This is a genomic window from Prauserella flavalba (assembly GCF_003202235.1).
GTDB lineage: Bacteria > Actinomycetota > Actinomycetes > Mycobacteriales > Pseudonocardiaceae > Prauserella_A > Prauserella_A flavalba.
Genome location: NZ_MASU01000002.1, coordinates 433,620 through 448,908, shown reverse-complemented (window position 1 = coordinate 448,908; position 15,289 = coordinate 433,620). Strand labels below are relative to the sequence as shown.

General features: G+C 71.6%; 10 protein-coding genes. 9 read left to right on the top strand and 1 reads right to left on the bottom strand.

Going from position 1 to position 15,289, the window contains the following annotated elements; translation table 11 throughout:
• Positions 1–3: 3 nt before the first annotated feature.
• On the bottom strand, positions 4–858 hold the full coding sequence (gene htpX, locus BA062_RS04505; protein WP_110334733.1) for a zinc metalloprotease HtpX: 855 nt from the start codon (positions 856–858) through the stop codon (positions 4–6).
• Between the two features lie 235 nt (positions 859–1,093).
• On the opposite strand from htpX, the gene BA062_RS04500 reads away from it, so the two are divergent.
• The 9 genes from BA062_RS04500 (at position 1,094) to BA062_RS04460 (ending at position 15,270) form a co-directional block, all read left to right on the top strand.
• Positions 1,094–2,032: a YncE family protein gene (locus BA062_RS04500; protein WP_245959672.1), complete on the top strand. Its 939-nt coding sequence runs from the start codon at positions 1,094–1,096 to the stop codon at positions 2,030–2,032.
• A gap of 418 nt (positions 2,033–2,450) precedes the next feature.
• Positions 2,451–3,767 (top strand): nucleotide sugar dehydrogenase, encoded by a 1,317-nt coding sequence (locus BA062_RS04495; RefSeq protein WP_110334731.1) that lies wholly within the window; start codon positions 2,451–2,453, stop codon positions 3,765–3,767.
• Positions 3,748–4,938 carry a glycosyltransferase family 4 protein gene (locus BA062_RS04490; RefSeq protein WP_110334730.1) on the top strand — a complete coding sequence of 397 codons (1,191 nt, stop codon included), beginning with the start codon at positions 3,748–3,750 and terminating at the stop codon, positions 4,936–4,938. Before BA062_RS04495 ends, BA062_RS04490 begins: the two co-directional genes overlap by 20 nt.
• A gap of 138 nt (positions 4,939–5,076) precedes the next feature.
• Positions 5,077–6,432 carry a YveK family protein gene (locus BA062_RS04485; RefSeq protein ID WP_110334729.1) on the top strand — a complete coding sequence of 452 codons (1,356 nt, stop codon included), beginning with the start codon at positions 5,077–5,079 and terminating at the stop codon, positions 6,430–6,432.
• Positions 6,429–8,018 carry a Wzz/FepE/Etk N-terminal domain-containing protein gene (locus BA062_RS04480; protein ID WP_110334728.1) on the top strand — a complete coding sequence of 530 codons (1,590 nt, stop codon included), beginning with the start codon at positions 6,429–6,431 and terminating at the stop codon, positions 8,016–8,018. The genes BA062_RS04485 and BA062_RS04480 overlap by 4 nt, the downstream gene beginning before the upstream one ends.
• Before the next feature lies 1 nt (position 8,019).
• Positions 8,020–9,924, top strand: coding sequence for an asparagine synthase (glutamine-hydrolyzing) (asnB, locus tag BA062_RS04475; RefSeq protein ID WP_110334727.1), 1,905 nt, complete (start codon positions 8,020–8,022; stop codon positions 9,922–9,924).
• A complete protein-coding gene (locus BA062_RS04470) occupies positions 9,921–12,086 on the top strand; it encodes a bi-domain-containing oxidoreductase (protein ID WP_110334726.1) in 2,166 nt (721 codons plus the stop codon). Before asnB ends, BA062_RS04470 begins: the two co-directional genes overlap by 4 nt.
• The gene (locus BA062_RS04465; protein ID WP_110334725.1) at positions 12,086–14,071 is read left to right on the top strand and encodes a heparinase II/III family protein; all 1,986 of its coding nucleotides are present in this window, start codon (positions 12,086–12,088) and stop codon (positions 14,069–14,071) included. Before BA062_RS04470 ends, BA062_RS04465 begins: the two co-directional genes overlap by 1 nt.
• Positions 14,068–15,270, top strand: a complete 1,203-nt coding sequence (locus BA062_RS04460) for a glycosyltransferase (RefSeq protein ID WP_110334724.1) — start codon at positions 14,068–14,070, stop codon at positions 15,268–15,270. Before BA062_RS04465 ends, BA062_RS04460 begins: the two co-directional genes overlap by 4 nt.
• Positions 15,271–15,289 lie beyond the last annotated feature (19 nt).

Sequence of the window (15,289 nt, the reverse complement as noted above, 5' to 3'; positions counted from 1 at the left end):
GGCTCAGTACCGAGGACCCTTGGCCATCTCCTCGAGCCTGCGCACGCGGTCCTCGATCGGCGGGTGCGTGGAGAACAGCTGCGAGAGCCGCTGGCCTGGCCGGAACGGGTTGGCGATCATCAGGTGCGACTGCGAGACGACCTTGGGCTCTGGCGCCAGCGGCAGGGCACGGGTGCCCCGCTCCAGCTTGCGCAGTGCCGAGGCGAGCGCGAGCGGGTCGCCGGTGAGCTCGGCGCCCGAGGCGTCGGCCTGGTACTCCCGCGAGCGGCTGACGCTCATCTTGATGATGCCGGCCGCGATGGGGCCGAGGAAGACGAGCAGCAGCGAGACGAACGGGTTGCCCCCCTCGCGGTTGCCCCCCGTGAACAGGGCCAGGTTCGCCAGCACGCTCACCACACTGGCCAGCGCACCGGCCACGCACGAGATGAGGATGTCGCGGTTGTAGACGTGCGACAGCTCGTGGCCGAGCACGGCCCGTAGCTCCCGCTCGTTGAGGATCTCCAGGATGCCGGTGGTGCAGCAGACGGCGGCGTTGCGCGGGTTGCGGCCCGTCGCGAACGCGTTGGGCGCCTGGGTGGGGCTGATGTAGAGCCTCGGCATGGGCTGACGCGCCTGGGTGGCCAGCTCGCGCACGATGCGGTACATCGCGGGCTGCTGGGCCTCCGACACCGGCCGCGCACGCATGGCTCGCAGTGCGAGCTTGTCGGACTGGAAGTACGCGTAGGCGTTCATGCCGATCGCGATCGCCAGTCCGATGAACAACGCGCCGCGGCCGAAGAGGCCGCTGATCGCGATGATGAGGGCACTCAGCAGGCCGAGCAGCATCGCGGTTTTCAGCCCGTTGCGGTGCTTGTGCACGTGCTCACGCCTCCCTTCGAGTGCCGGCCGATGGGCGCCGGCTTCACTAGATCGAACGCCGTCGATGCTTGCGAAGTTCCTGGTGAACGTCACTCGGCAGGGGCGAAGCCGCAATCACACTCGCATTTCAGCCGACGTTCAGCCTGCCCTCAGGTTACGGTCCGACCGACAACAGCGCAGAAACGTGGAGGAAAAACGGGGGGTCGGAGTGGCCGAGCCGAGGTGGGCGCGTCGCGTGGTGCTCGGAACCGCGGTGGCCGCGCTGGCCTCGCTCCTGCCTGCGGGAAGGGCCGGAGCGACGCAGGTCACGGGCGTGCCGGTGGGCCGGTCGCCGTCGAGCCTCGCTGTGAACTCACTCACCGGATCGGTCTACGTCGGCTGCGAGGGCGACGGCACGGTGTGCGTGCTCGACCGCGCGGGCGTGCTGCGCGCGGTCGTGCCCGTCGGGTCCACGGTGAGCGGTGTCGCGGTGAACCAGGTCACCGGGCGGGTGTACGCGAGCAACCGCCGTGCCGGAACCGTGACCGTCTTCGAAGGAGCCACCGGCCGGGTGCTGAGCACCATCGCGGCGGGACCGGGTGCGGCGGCGCTCGCCGTGGACGAGACCACCGACACGGTCTACGTCGCCAGTGACGCGAGCGGAGCGGTGACGGTGCTCGACGGCGTGGCCGGGTCGTTCGCGAACCTCGTGCTGGGCGAGGCGGCCGCCCTCGGCGGGATCTGCGTCGACCCGGGCAGGCGGCTGGCCTACTGCACGAGCGTGGACTCGGCGCGGGTGGAGGTGCTCGACCTGCACACCGCGCGGTTCACGGGCTCGATCCCGGTGGGCCGCTCGCCCGCGGGCGTCGCGCTGCACCGGCTGAGCAACACCGTCTACGTCGCCAACTCCGGCATCCACCACCTCTCGGTGCTCGACGGCTCCACCCGCACCGAGACGGAGACGATCCTGCTCGGCAGCGCGGCCTCGGCCGTCGCCGTGCACCAGGGCACCGCCACCGTCTACGCCAACGGCGGGGCGAACGGTCTCGTGCGGATCGACGGGTCCCGCGGCGAGCGGACGGGCGAGCTGCCGCTCGGCATCAACCCCGGCGCCGTGGCCGTGGACCAGCACACGCGGGTCGTCTACGCGACCGACCCGGTGCACGACTCGGTCTGCGTGGTCCGCGACTTCTGACCCTGGGGGACGCCCACCGCAGTGAAGGCCACCTTGCCTGCGCCCGCCCGTCTCCCCCCGCCGCCCAGACGGAGGCGCTGCGCGCCGCTGTGTTGATCCGACGCAGTGAAGGTGGCCTTCACTGCGGTCGGTGACCGGGGCTGGTGCCGAGACGTCCACCACGCGACTCGGTTGGACATTTTCCGCAAAGGGTCGTTCTCACTCTCGAATAATTGAGAAAATGAGAGTCCACTCCGGACCGATCAATATCCTTCCCGCGCGAGTGCGTTGTTCACCGACAAGCGCGTCCGATCGATTCTCATTCACCGGCTTCCGCTGACATCACCACTCGGTAAATCGCGTAACGACCTCCGCTCGCCCAGCGAATCAGCAGGAGAGTCGCGGCCGCCCTGGCGGGCGGTGGCGGGAGGAGAGCCACATGAAGATCAGTGTCTTCGGGCTCGGCTACGTGGGCTGCGTGTCCGCCGCGTGCCTTGCCGGCCGCGGGAACCAGGTCATCGGCGTCGATGTCAACCCGATCAAGATCGACTTGGTGCGCGCGGGCAAGGCGCCGGTCGTGGAGGAACGCATCGGTGAGCTGACCGCGCAGGTCGTGGCCTCGGGCGCGCTGCGTGCCACCACGGATGTCGCCGAGGCGATCGCGAACAGCGAGATCTCCCTGGTGTGCGTGGGTACACCGTCCGCGCCTAACGGCAGCCTTTCCACGGCGTACCTGGAGCGCGTGACCGAGGAGATCGGCTCGGCGCTGGCCGAGGTGGACCACCGGCACACCGTGGTCTTCCGCAGCACGATGCTGCCCGGCACGTGTCTCGAACTGCTGGTGCCGATCCTGGAGAAGGCGTCGGGTCGCACCGCGGGGGTCGACTTCGGCGTGGCCGTGAACCCCGAGTTCCTGCGCGAAGGCAGCAGTGTCAAGGACTTCTTCGACCCACCGAAGACGGTGATCGGCGAGTTCGACGCCGCCAGCGGCGACGCCGTGGCCGCGCTGTACGAGGGCCTTCCCGGCGAGGTGTTCCGCGTTCCGGTACCGGTTGCCGAGATGACGAAGTACGCCGACAACGCCTTTCACGGCCTCAAGATCGGCTTCGCCAACGAGCTCGGCGCGATCTGCCGGGCACTCGGGCTCGACTCCCACCGCGTGATGGACGTGTTCCTCGCCGACCGCAAGCTCAACGTCAGCCCCGCCTATCTGCGGCCCGGGTTCGCGTTCGGCGGCTCGTGCCTGCCGAAGGACCTGCGTGGTCTGGTCCACGCGGCACACCGCGCCGACGTGTCCGTGCCGATCCTGTCGCACGTCCTGCCCTCCAACGAGGAGCACCTGCGGCGCGCGGTCGATCTCGTGGTGCGCACCGGAAAGCGCCGCGTGGGCCTGTTCGGGCTCTCGTTCAAACCCGGCACGGACGACCTGCGCGAGAGCCCGCTCGTGGAGCTGGCGGAGCGGCTGCTCGGCAAGGGCTACGACCTCAGGATCTACGACGCCAACGTGAGCCTCTCGCGGCTGCTCGGCGCCAACCGCGAGTACATCGAGAGCAGGCTGCCGCACCTCGGCCAGCTGCTCGCCGGGTCCGTCGAAGAGGTGCTCGCGCACGCCGAGGTGTGCCTCGTCGGCAGCACGGACTCGTCGGTCCTGGCCGCGCTCCCGCACGGCGGCGAGCGGGTGCTCATCGATCTCGTCCGCCTTCCCGACGCCGACGTGCGCAGGACCGAAGAGGGGTATGTGGGCCTTGCCTGGTAAGAGAGCGCTGATCCTCGTCGAGAACCTTTCCGTCCCGTTCGACCGGCGCGTGTGGCAGGAGTGCACGACGCTGCGCGACGCGGGCTGGGAGGTCCACGTCATCTGTCCACAAGGGACGAAAAGGGACACCGAGCGCGAAGCGGTCGTCGACGGGGTGCGCATCCACCGCTACCCGCTGCGTGCCGCGACGGGCGGGCCCTCGGGGTACGTCCAGGAGTACGGATCCGCGCTGTGGCACACGTTCCGGATCGCGCGGCGCATCGGCCGCGTCGACGTCGTGCACGCCTGCAACCCGCCCGACCTGCTGTTCCTCGTGGCCCGCATGCTGAAACGGCGCGGCGCGCGGTTCGTGTTCGACCAGCACGACCTGGTGCCCGAGCTGTACCTCTCCCGCTTCGATCGCGGGAAGGACCTGCTCTACAAGGGCGTGTGCGCGCTGGAGCGGGCGACCTACCGCGCGGCCGATGTCGTGATCGCCACCAACGAGAGCTACCGTGCGGTGGCGTTGACGCGGGGGAACAAGGCGCCCGAGGACGTGTTCGTGGTGCGCAGCGCGCCCGCGATCGAGCGGTTCCACCAGGTGCCACCCGAGCCGGAGCTCAAGCACGGCAAGCCACACCTGCTGTGCTACCTCGGCGTGATGGGGCCACAGGACGGCGTGGACTACGCGTTGCGCGCGCTCGCGTCGCTGCGCGACGACCTGGGCCGCACCGACTGGCACGCGGCGTTCATCGGCTCCGGCGACACGTTCGACGCGATGGTGGCTCTTTCCCGCGAGCTTGGACTGGCCGACCACGTCGAGTTCACCGGTCGCATACCAGATGCGGACCTGGTTCGTTACCTCTCCACGGCCGACGTGTGCCTCTCGCCCGACCCGCTGAACCCGCTCAACGACCTGTCGACCATGAACAAGATCATGGAGTACATGGCGATGAGCCGCCCGATCGTCTCGTTCGACCTGAAGGAGGCGCGGGTCTCGGCAGGTGACGCCGCCGTCTACGCGCCGGCCAACGACGTGCGCGAGTTCGCCAAGCTCACCGCGCGACTGCTCGACGACCCCGCGGAGCGGGCCCGCATGGGAACGCTCGGCAACGAACGCGTAAACGGGGCGCTCTCCTGGCGCAACTCGGCGGCGTCGTTGCTCGCCGCTTATGCCGCCGCGTGCGAATAACTCGGTTTCGGACAGATTCCAGGTCGCGTTTTGAACAAGACTGCGCGGTGCTTGTAACCAATGGCCTAATCGCCGCGACCTGGTGGGTGAATACCAGTCCGAAACGGCACTCGATAAACGAGAGGGGAGGCTCCGGCGTTGAGTGATGAACCGGTTCGGTTGTCCCTGGTCTGGGAGGTCCTCCGCAGGCGCTGGCGACAGCTCGTCGTACTCGCCGTGCTCGGGGGGCTCGTCGGTGCCGGCGCTTCGCTGGTCTTCTCCCCCGGGTACGAGACGACCACGAGCGTGCTGTTGCAAGGCCCGCGGGAGGAGAACGAGCTGCTGACGCAGGAGCAGGTGGCGATGAGCTCGGCGGTGCTCGACCGCGCCGCGCTCGCGCTCGGCCGCTCCGGAGGGGGCGGCGAGCTGCGGGGCTCGGTGACGGCCGAGGTCGTCGACGGCGGCGTCATCCGGATCACCGGCGGCGCCGACGAACCCGCGCAGGCACAGCGCATCGCGGACACCGTGGCCGAGGAGTTCGTGCGTTACTCGGGCCAGCTCGCCAACAACTCCGCGGACGCGGCCAGCAGGCTGGTGCGCCAGCAGCAGGAGACGCTGCGCAGGCAGGTCGCCGAGACCAACCGCCGCATCACGGAGCTGCACGCGGCCGCGCAGAACCTGACCGTCGAGGACGTGCAGATGCGCACCGACCTGGAGGCACTGCGCACCTCGCTCGCGGAGGCCATGACCACGCTGAACGAGACCGAGGCCACCACGAGCCGGTCGAACATGGTGATCATGGGCCCCGCGCCCGTGCCGTCCGGCCCGGCCAGCCCGACGATGCTGCACTTCGTCGGCGGTGGCGTGCTCGTCTTCCTGCTGCTCGGGGTGTTCGCCCAGCTGCTGGCGATCCGCACCGACCGGAGGCTGCGCCAGGAGTCCGACATCGCGGCCGCGCTCGGCTCGCCGGTGCTCGGCATCGTCGACGTGCCCGGCGACGGCAAGCCGCCCAAGCGCAGGGAGGCGAGCGGGTGGGCGAGGCTGCGCAGGCTGGTGTGGGACGACGAGCCGCTCGACCTCGCTCCGGTGCTGCTCACCGGTGACGAGGAGGGCAGAAGCACCCGCCTGCGGCGGATCGTCGCGAAACTGCCCGCGAACGGCCGGACGGGGCGCCTGCTGGTGCTCGCCCCCGACGACGACGCCGCCGCGCAGGCGGCCGCCGCCCGCCTCGCGGCCGCGGCTGGGAACCGCTCCGGGGGGCAAGGGACGACGCTGCGCGTCATCGACGTCTCCGCGGGCAGGCCGACCGTGCCGGACCGCACCGAGGCCGACGGCGTGCTCGTGGTGCTCACGGCGGGCAGCCGCACCGGCTGGGAGCTGGTCGGCATCGCGGAGGCGTGTGCCGACGCGGGACACCGGGTGATCGGCGCGGTGGTGACCTACCGCGCCCGGGCGCCGCGCGAGCGGCAGGCACCCGAGCCCTCGACCGACGACGCGATGGCGGGGTCAGCGTGACGGCGACGGAGAACACCCAGACGACCCAGCCGCTGCTCGACCTGCAGCGGCTGGGGATGACGATTCGCAGACGCAGGCGGTTCTGGCTCTCGCTGGGCCTGCTCGGCCTGGTGCTGGGCGGCGCACTGGCGGTGCTCATGCCCTCGCCGCCCTCGGCGGCGACGCGCGTGCTGGTGATCCACCAGGCCGATACGCCCACCGACAGCGGCACGCTCGTCGCGACCGACGTGGCACTGCTGCAGACCACCCGGGTCGCCGAGCAGGCGCTGCGCAGGCTGGGCGCCAACGAGTCGCCCGAGGACTTCCTGAAGACCTACCGGGGCACGCCGGTCACCAACAACATCATGGAGATCAGCGTCGAGGCGACCAGCCAGGGCGAGGCGATGAGGCGGGCGCAGGCGCTCGCCGACACGTTCATCGCCGACTACCGGCAGCGGATCCGCACCGCGGCCGACGCGGCCGCGCAGGCTTTGGTCGACCAGCGCGACCGGGCACAGGGCGAGCTCAGCTCCGTGAACGGAACCATCACGGAGCTGACGGTGAGCGGCGACCAGAACGACGCCGCGCACCTGCAGACCCTCTACGCCCGGCGCGCCGAGCTGGAGTCTCAGATCGCGCAGCTCAACGAGGAGGCCGAGCAGGCCAGGATCGGTGAGCCGGGCGTCATCGCGGGCACGCAGATCGTGGACGCGCCGAGGCCCGTCCCCGATTCGCTGGTCACCGCCGTCGCCATGAACGCCTTCATCGGTCTCGCGCTCGGGCTCGCCGCGGGCCTCGGGCTCACGGCCGTGCTGAGCGTGGTGCGCGAGCGGCCGGTGCTGCGCAGGGAGGTCGCGGAGGACCTCGGTGCGTCGGTGATCGCGGAGCTGCCGCTGCCCCACCGGGGCCCGCCGGCGCTGTGGCGGCGGTCCCGGACGGTCAAGGACCGCAAGCGGGTCGCCGTGACGCTCGCCCGGCTCGTGCGGGAGGACTCCGAACCGGTGTCGGTGCTGGAGCTCGGATGCGCGGAGACCGCGGCGGCACTCGCGCTCGACGTCGCCGAGGAGCTGGCCATCGACGGCAAGGTGGTGCTGATCGACGACCTCCCAGGCGCGCAGCTCGGCAGGCTCGCCGGCACCACGGAGCGACCGATCCGGATCGTCGAGGCGAGCAGCCTCCCGCTGCCGGTCTGGCCGGAGGAGCTGCACGTCGGTGTCGGCTCGGTGTCGCCGGGCACGGCGTGGACCGACCTCGCCCGGCTCGGCACCGAGACCGTGCTCGTCGTCAGGGCCGGGCACGCCACGAGCCTTTGGCTGCACACGGTGGCCAGGCAGCTGGCCGACGCGCGGATCCCGATCATCGGTGTCGTGCTCGTCGGGCCGGACCCGAATGACCGCTCCGACGGGACGCTGTGGAACGGCCTGCACACCGCGCTGCGGGGCAGGGCCGGGCGCGAGCTGCCCACCGCCCGCGTCGAGGCGAAGGCCGACGAGCAGAAGACCGAGGTGTTCGCCCCGGTGCAGCACGAGAACGGCCTCTCGCACGCCGACGACCTGCCCACCAAGCGGTTCGCCCCGGTGCGGCCCAACGACGCGGAGGTCTCCTGAGGTGTGCGGAATCGCGGGGACGTACCTGTGGACCGACGGCGGTCCGCTGACCGACCGGCTCACCAAGCGGCTCGCCCACCGGGGCCCGGACGGCTCGGGCCGGTACGCGGGGGCGGTCGCCGACGGCGAGGTGCACCTCGGGCACCGCAGGCTCTCGATCCTCGACCTCTCGGAGACCGGCGCGCAGCCGATGGTGCTCGACGGCTTCGCGCTCACGTACAACGGCGAGCTGTACAACGCGCCCGAGCTGCGCGCGGAGCTGGAAAGCGCGGGCGTGAGCTTCCGCGGCACGTCCGACACCGAGGTGGTGCTGCAGGCGTGGCGGCGCTGGGGCACCGACTGCCTGCCCCGGCTGCGCGGGATGTTCGCGTTCGGCGTCTTCGAGGAGCGCACCGGTGAGCTGACGCTCGTGCGTGACCAGCTCGGCATCAAACCGCTGTTCCTGCTCAGGCGGGGCCGGGGCGTGGTGTTCTCCTCCGAGCTGAAGGCACTCGCGACGGAGCTGGGCGACTCGCTGCGAGTGGACGAGACCGCGCTCGTGGCCTCGTTGCTCTACTACTGGGTGCCCGACGGGCGCTGCGCCTACCGCGAGGCCGAGAAGCTGCCGCCCGGCACGTGGCTGCGGTGCCTGCCGGACGGCCGCGTGCGGCGAGGACGGTTCTACTCGATCCGCGACGTCGCCGAGCAGGCCGCGCACGAGCCGGAGGCCGACCTCGCCGAGGTGGTGGCCGAATCCACGCGTAAGCACCTGCTCTCCGACGTCCCGGTGGCGACGTTCCTCTCCGGCGGCCTCGACTCCAGCTACCTGACCGCGCTCGCGGCCCGCGAGCAGCCGGGGATCTCCGCCTACACCATCGGTTTCCGCGCCGAGGACGCGAAGTTCGAGGCGATGCCCGACGACCTGCGCTACGCGCGGCAGGTGGCCTCGAAATTCGGCGTGGACCTACACGAGATCGAGATCGCGCCGAAGGTGCTGGACCTGTTGCCGCGCATGACCTACCACCTCGACGAGCCGATCGGCGACCCCGCGGCCATCAACACGTTCCTCATCTGCACCGCGGCACGCGACGCCGGGGTGAAGGTGATGCTCTCCGGGATGGGCGCCGACGAGCTGTTCGCCGGCTACCGCAAGCACCTGGCGAACCTGCTGGCCCTGCGCTACCAGCGGGTGCCCGGCGGGGTGCGCTCGCCCGTGAAGTCCATTGTGGACCGGCTGCCGGTGGCGACCTCCAGACGGGGCCTGCGCTCGGTGCGCTTCGCCAAGCGGTTCCTGTCGTTCGCGGAGCTGCCCGAGGAGACGGCGTTCCGGCGCAGCTACACGATGTACGACCGCGCGGAGCTGCTCGAACTGCTCGACCCTGACCTCGCGCCCGCCGTCGACGACGTGCTCACCGAACACGCCGACACCTACCACGACACGGCGCTCACCGACTTCGTCAACCGCATGTGCCTCGCCGACGCTCGGCTCTTCCTGCCGGGGCTCAACCTCACCTACACCGACCGTTCCAGCATGGCCGCCTCCACGGAGGTGCGGGTGCCGTTCGTGGACGTCGAGGTGGTGAAGGCCGCGTTCAGCATCCCGGGCAACCACAAGATCGTCGGCAGGCAGGGCAAAGTCGCGCTGAAGGAAGCCGCGTCATCGATCCTGCCCAGCGAGATCGTGTACCGGCCGAAGGGCCTGTTCAGCGCGCCGCTGCGGGCGTGGATGAGCCGGGACCTCGCGCCGCTCGTACGCGAGGTCGTCAACGAGGGCGAGCTCGTGAGATCCGGGCTGCTGCGGCGCGAGGCGCTGCAACGGCTCGTGGACGAGGACGCCTCCGGCAGGCAGGACCGCTCGAAGCACCTCTGGCACATCTTGACTCTCGAGTACTGGTATCGCGGTGCCACAGAAGGGTTCACTCCGTGAAGCAGGTCGTGCAGAACTACAAGAGCGGGGAGCTGGCACTGCTCGACGTGCCCGCCCCCGCGTGCAAACCGGGTGGCGTCCTCGTGCGGACCCGCTACTCGCTGATCTCCACCGGCACCGAGCTGATGAAGGTCTCCGAGGCCGGGATGTCGTTGCTGGGCAAGGCGAAGGCACGGCCCGACCAGGTCGCCAAGGTGATGCAGAGCGTCGCCGCCAACGGCCTTTCGGCGACCTACCGCAAGGTGACGAGCAAGCTCGACTCCTACACCCCGCTCGGCTACTCGCTGTGCGGCGTGGTGGAGGAGGTCGGCGCCGGGGTCGACGACGTCGCCGTGGGCGATCTCGTCGCGTGCGCCGGCAACGAGCACGCGCTGCACTCCGAGCTGAACTGGGTGCCGAAGAACCTCTACAGCCGCGTGCCCGAGGGCGTGGAGCCCCGGCACGCCGCGTTCGGCACGGTCGGTTCGATCGCGTTGCAGGGCGTGCGCCGGGGCGAACCGCGGCTCGGCGACGTCGCGCTGGTGATCGGGCTGGGGCTCATCGGCCAGCTCGTGGTGCAGCTGCTGGTCGCCTCGGGTGTGCGGGTGGTGGGCGTCGACCCGGCGCCGGCGCGCTGCAGGCTCGCCGAGCGACTGGGCGCACTCGTGTGCGCCGACCCCGGCTCGGGGCTCGTGGACTCCGCGGTCGGCGAGCTGACCGGCGGCCACGGCGTCGACCAGGTCTACCTCGCCGCCGGCGGGAGCAGCAACGAGCCGGTGGAGCTGGCCGCGAAGCTCGCGCGCGACCGCGCCACCGTGGTCGACATCGGCAAGTGCAGCCTCAACCTGCCGTGGAACGCCTACTACGAGAAGGAACTGGACGTCCGGTTCTCCCGCTCGTACGGCCCCGGCCGCTACGACCCGGGGTACGAGCTGGAGGGCCGCGACTACCCCATCGGCTACGTCCGCTGGACCGAGCGCCGCAACCTGGAGTGCTTCGTCGACCTGCTCGCGCGCGGGCGGCTCGACGTGGAGCCCCTGGTGTCGCACGTCGCCGACTTCGGCGATGCCGTGGAGACCTACCGGCAACTGTCGGAGGGTGAGCTGAAGGCCGTCGCCGTGTTGTTCCGCTACCCCGGCGCCGCCACGGCCGCCGCGGAGCCGGTCACGTCGGCCACGGTCCCGCGCCCCGCCCCCGCCCGCGTGACGCCGAAGGGCCGGATCCGCGTCGGCTTCATCGGCGCGGGCAACTACGCGTCCTCGATGCTGCTGCCGCACCTCGCCGAACGCGAGGACGTGGAGCTGCACCGGGTGGTCACCACCTCGGCCCTGTCCGGCGCCAACGCCCAGCGCAAGTTCGGCTTCGCCGAGGCGTCCACCGACACCGCCGCGTTGCTCGCCGACCCTTCGGTCGACGCGGTGTTCGTGGTGACCCGGCACAGCTCGCACGCCGAGCTGACGCGGCAGGCGCTGCTGGCGGGCAAGGCCGTGTTCGTCGAGAAACCCCTCGCGCTCAGCGAGGCCGAGCTGGAGAAGGTGCTGACCGCCGTCGAGGAGTCCGGCAACGACCGCGTGCAGGTGGGCTTCAACCGCCGCTTCGCCCCGCTGCTGAACCAGGCCCGCAACCGGTTCGGCACGCGCGTCGGCCCGGCGTCGGTGCGCTACCTCGTCAACGCGGGGCGGCTGGAGCAGGGCAGCTGGTACAACCAGGAGGACACCGAGGGTTCGCGCTTCGCGGGCGAGGGCGGGCACTTCATCGACACGGTGAGCTGGCTGCTCGGGGCCGACCCGGTGTCGGTGTACGCGTGCGCGACGCCGGGCCAGGCCGACCTGCAGCTCCTGCTCCGCTACGACGACGGTTCGACGGCGTCGATCGGCTACACCACCTCCGGTGCGCCGACCTTCCCGAAGGAGACCATCGACGTCACCGCCGACGGCAAGGTGCTGCGCTTCGACGACTTCCAGCGCGCGTCGCTGTACGGCCGCAAGCGCTCGGTGAGCCCGAAGCTGCCGCAGGGCAGGGACAAGGGGCAGGCGGCGGAGCTCGCCGCGTTCGTCGAGGCCGTCCGTTCCGGGGGGCCGATGCCGGTACCGCTGTCATCGCTGGTCTCCACCACGCTCGCGACACTGGCCGTGCACACGAGCCTCGCGACCGGCGCGCCCGTGCGGATCGAGTCGCGCTGATGACCAGCGCGGGCTGGTACCTGCGACGGCTCTCGCGCATGGGGCCCGCCGAGGTGGCGGGCCGGGTCGGCGACGCCGTGCGCAGGCGCCGGTGGCGGCGGGTGCTGACCGCGCCCGTCACGACGGTGTGGCACGAGCAGCGCCGGTTCGCCGCCACGGTGCCGGGCACGGCGCTCGCCTCGATCCCGCCCGCCGCACGGCAACGCCTGGTCGCGGGCGCCGAGACGATCATGGACGGCCACGCCGAGTACTTCGGCCGCACCCGCGACGACCTGGTGTGCCCCGACTGGTCGTTCGACCCCAAGACCGGCCGCAGGGCACCCGCCGACGGCTACGCCTTCGACGTGCCGTACCGCGACGAGCAGGCCATCGGCGACGTCAAGCAGATCTGGGAGCCCTCGCGGCACCAGCACCTCACCGTGCTCGCCGCCGCCTACGCCTGCACCGGGGAGGATCGCTACGCCGAGCGGGTGGCCGACCACCTCAAGTCGTGGTGGGCTGCAAACCCGCCGATGTACGGCGTGCACTGGGTCAGCGGCATCGAGCTCGGCATCCGGCTGCTGTCGTGGGTGTGGGTGCGCAGGCTGCTCGACGGCTGGTCCGGCGCGGCGGAGCTGTTCGAGAACAACCCGGTCGCCCTGCACCAGATCTACTGGCACCAGCGCTGGCTCGCGACGTTCCACAGCCGGGGCTCTTCGGCCAACAACCACGTGATCGCCGAGGACGCGGGACAGCTCGCCGCCGCGTGCGCGTTCGGCTGGTTCCCCGACTCACCGCGGTGGCGTTCCGACGCGCTGCGCTCGCTCGACGAACAGCTGCGGCACAACACGTTCGGTTCGGGGCTCAACCGCGAGCTGGCCACCGAATACCACGGGCTGGTGCTGGAGCTCGGCCTCGCCGGGCTCACGGAGGCGAGCCTCGCCGGGATGGCCGTGCCCGCGTCGGCGTGGCTGACGCTGCGCCGCATGACCGACGCGCTCGCGGCCATTGTGGACACCCGGCTGCGGCCGCCGAGGCAGGGCGACGCCGACGACGGCTACGGCCTCGTGCTCGACGGCGAGGGCCGCGACCGCTGGGCCGCCCTGCTCACCACGGGTGAGCTGCTGTTCGGCCGGCTCGACTGGTGGCCGAAGGTCGCCGAGGCCGACGTCTTCACCGCGCTCGTCGGCTCGCTCGCCGCCCCGCCCGAGCTGACCGGCGACCGCCCGGCCCGGCGCCCCGCCCACTTCGCCGACGCCGGGCTCACGATCCTGCGTGCCGGTGCCGGGCGCGAGGAGATCTGGTGCCGCTGCGACGGCGGCCCGCACGGCTTCCTCTCGATCGCGGCGCACGCGCACGCCGACGCGCTCTCACTGGAAGTGCGGCACGACGGCGTCGACATCCTCGCCGACCCGGGAACCTACTGCTACCACGGCGAACCGGAGTGGCGTTCGTACTTCCGGTCCACGCTCGCGCACAACACGCTCGAGCTCGACGGCACCGACCAGTCGGCGTCGGGCGGCCCGTTCCTGTGGACCCGGCACGCCGAGAGCCAGGTGCTCGTGGTGCACACGCCCCGCACGGGCGTCGCCAGGTGGTGTGCCGAACACGAGGGCTACTCCCACACCAACAGCCCCGCGCTGCACCGGCGTTCCGTCGAGCTGGACGACGTCAGGGCCGAGCTGCGCGTGTTCGACGAGGTGCTGGGCTCCGAACGGCATCCGTGCCGGCTCGCGTTCCACCTCGGCCCCACGGTGGAGGCCGACCTCGACGGCCGTACTGCCTTGCTGCGCTGGCGGGGGGAGCACGGGGAGCGCACCGCGGTGCTGGAGCTGCCGCCCGAGCTGCGCTGGAGCACACACCGCGGCGAGACCGAGCCGCCGCTGGGCTGGTACTCGCCCGGGTTCGGGATCCGCGAACCCGCCGTGACGCTGCTGGGCACGGGCACCGCGGAGCCCTCCACCGGCCTCGCCACGACCCTGCGCTTCGAGGGGAACCGGGCATGAGGATCGTCGTGGTGCACAACCGCTATCGCTCGGAGCACCCGAGCGGTGAGGATCGCGTGGTCGACCAGGAGACGGCGCTGCTGTCCTCCGCGGGTCACGACGTGGTGCTCTTCGAACGGCGCAGCGACGACATCGCCGGGATGTCCCTGCCGAGGAAGGCCGCCGTGCCGCTGCTGGTGCCGTGGAACCCGGCGGCGCGCTCAGAGCTGGCTCGCACCCTGCTGGACGTGCGGCCGGACGTGGTGCACATCCACAGCACGTTCCCGCTGCTCAGCCCGTCGGTCGTGGCCGCGTGCGCCGACGCGGGCGTGCCCTCGGTCGCGACCCTGCACAACTACCAGCAGGTGTGCACCCCCGGCACGCTGTACCGCGACGGCCGCATCTGCACCGACTGCGTCGGCGGCACACCGCTGCCCGCCGTCCGGCACGGCTGCTACCGCGGCTCCCCCGTGGCGACGGCGCCGCTGGCGCTGAGCCTCGCGGTGAACCGGCGCCGCTGGTGGTCGGGCATCACGCGGTTCTTCTGCATCTCCGGTGCCCTGCGCCGCATGCTCGTCGAGGCCGGGATGCCCGCCGGGAAGCTCGCGGTGAAGTACAACTTCGTCGAGGAGCCGCCTTACCGGCGGGACGGCGACGGGGAGCACCTGCTCTACATCGGACGGTTGACCGAGGAGAAGGGCGTCCGCCTGCTCATGGCGGCGTGGGACCTGCTCCGCGCGCGCGGCGGCGTGGGCCTTCCCCTCGTGGTGGCCGGTTCGGGACCGCTCGACGGCGAGGTCGCCGGATGGGCCCGCGAGCGCGCCGACGTGCGCTACCTCGGCCTGCGCACCCGCGACGAGTGCGCCGAGCTGACCGCGCGGGCGGCCGCGCTCGTGGCGCCGTCGCAGTGGCTGGAGGGGTTCGGCCTCGTGGTGGTGGAAGCCGCCGCGGCCGGTGTGCCGTCGGTCGCGGCGGGGCACGGCGCGTTCGTGGAGCTGGTCGACGACGGCGTGACCGGGCTGCTGCACCGGCCGGGTGACGCGGAGTCGCTCGCGGGCTGCCTGCGCCGCATCGTCGCCTCCCCCGAACGCAACCGGGCGATGGGCGCGGCCGCGCGCGGGCGCTACGAGCGCGACTTCGACCCCAGGGCGGGGCTCACCGGCCTGGTCGAGGGCTACCGCGCGGCCATCGCCACCCCCGCCTCCCACGAGCCGGTGTGACGATGGCGCACTTGGCGGG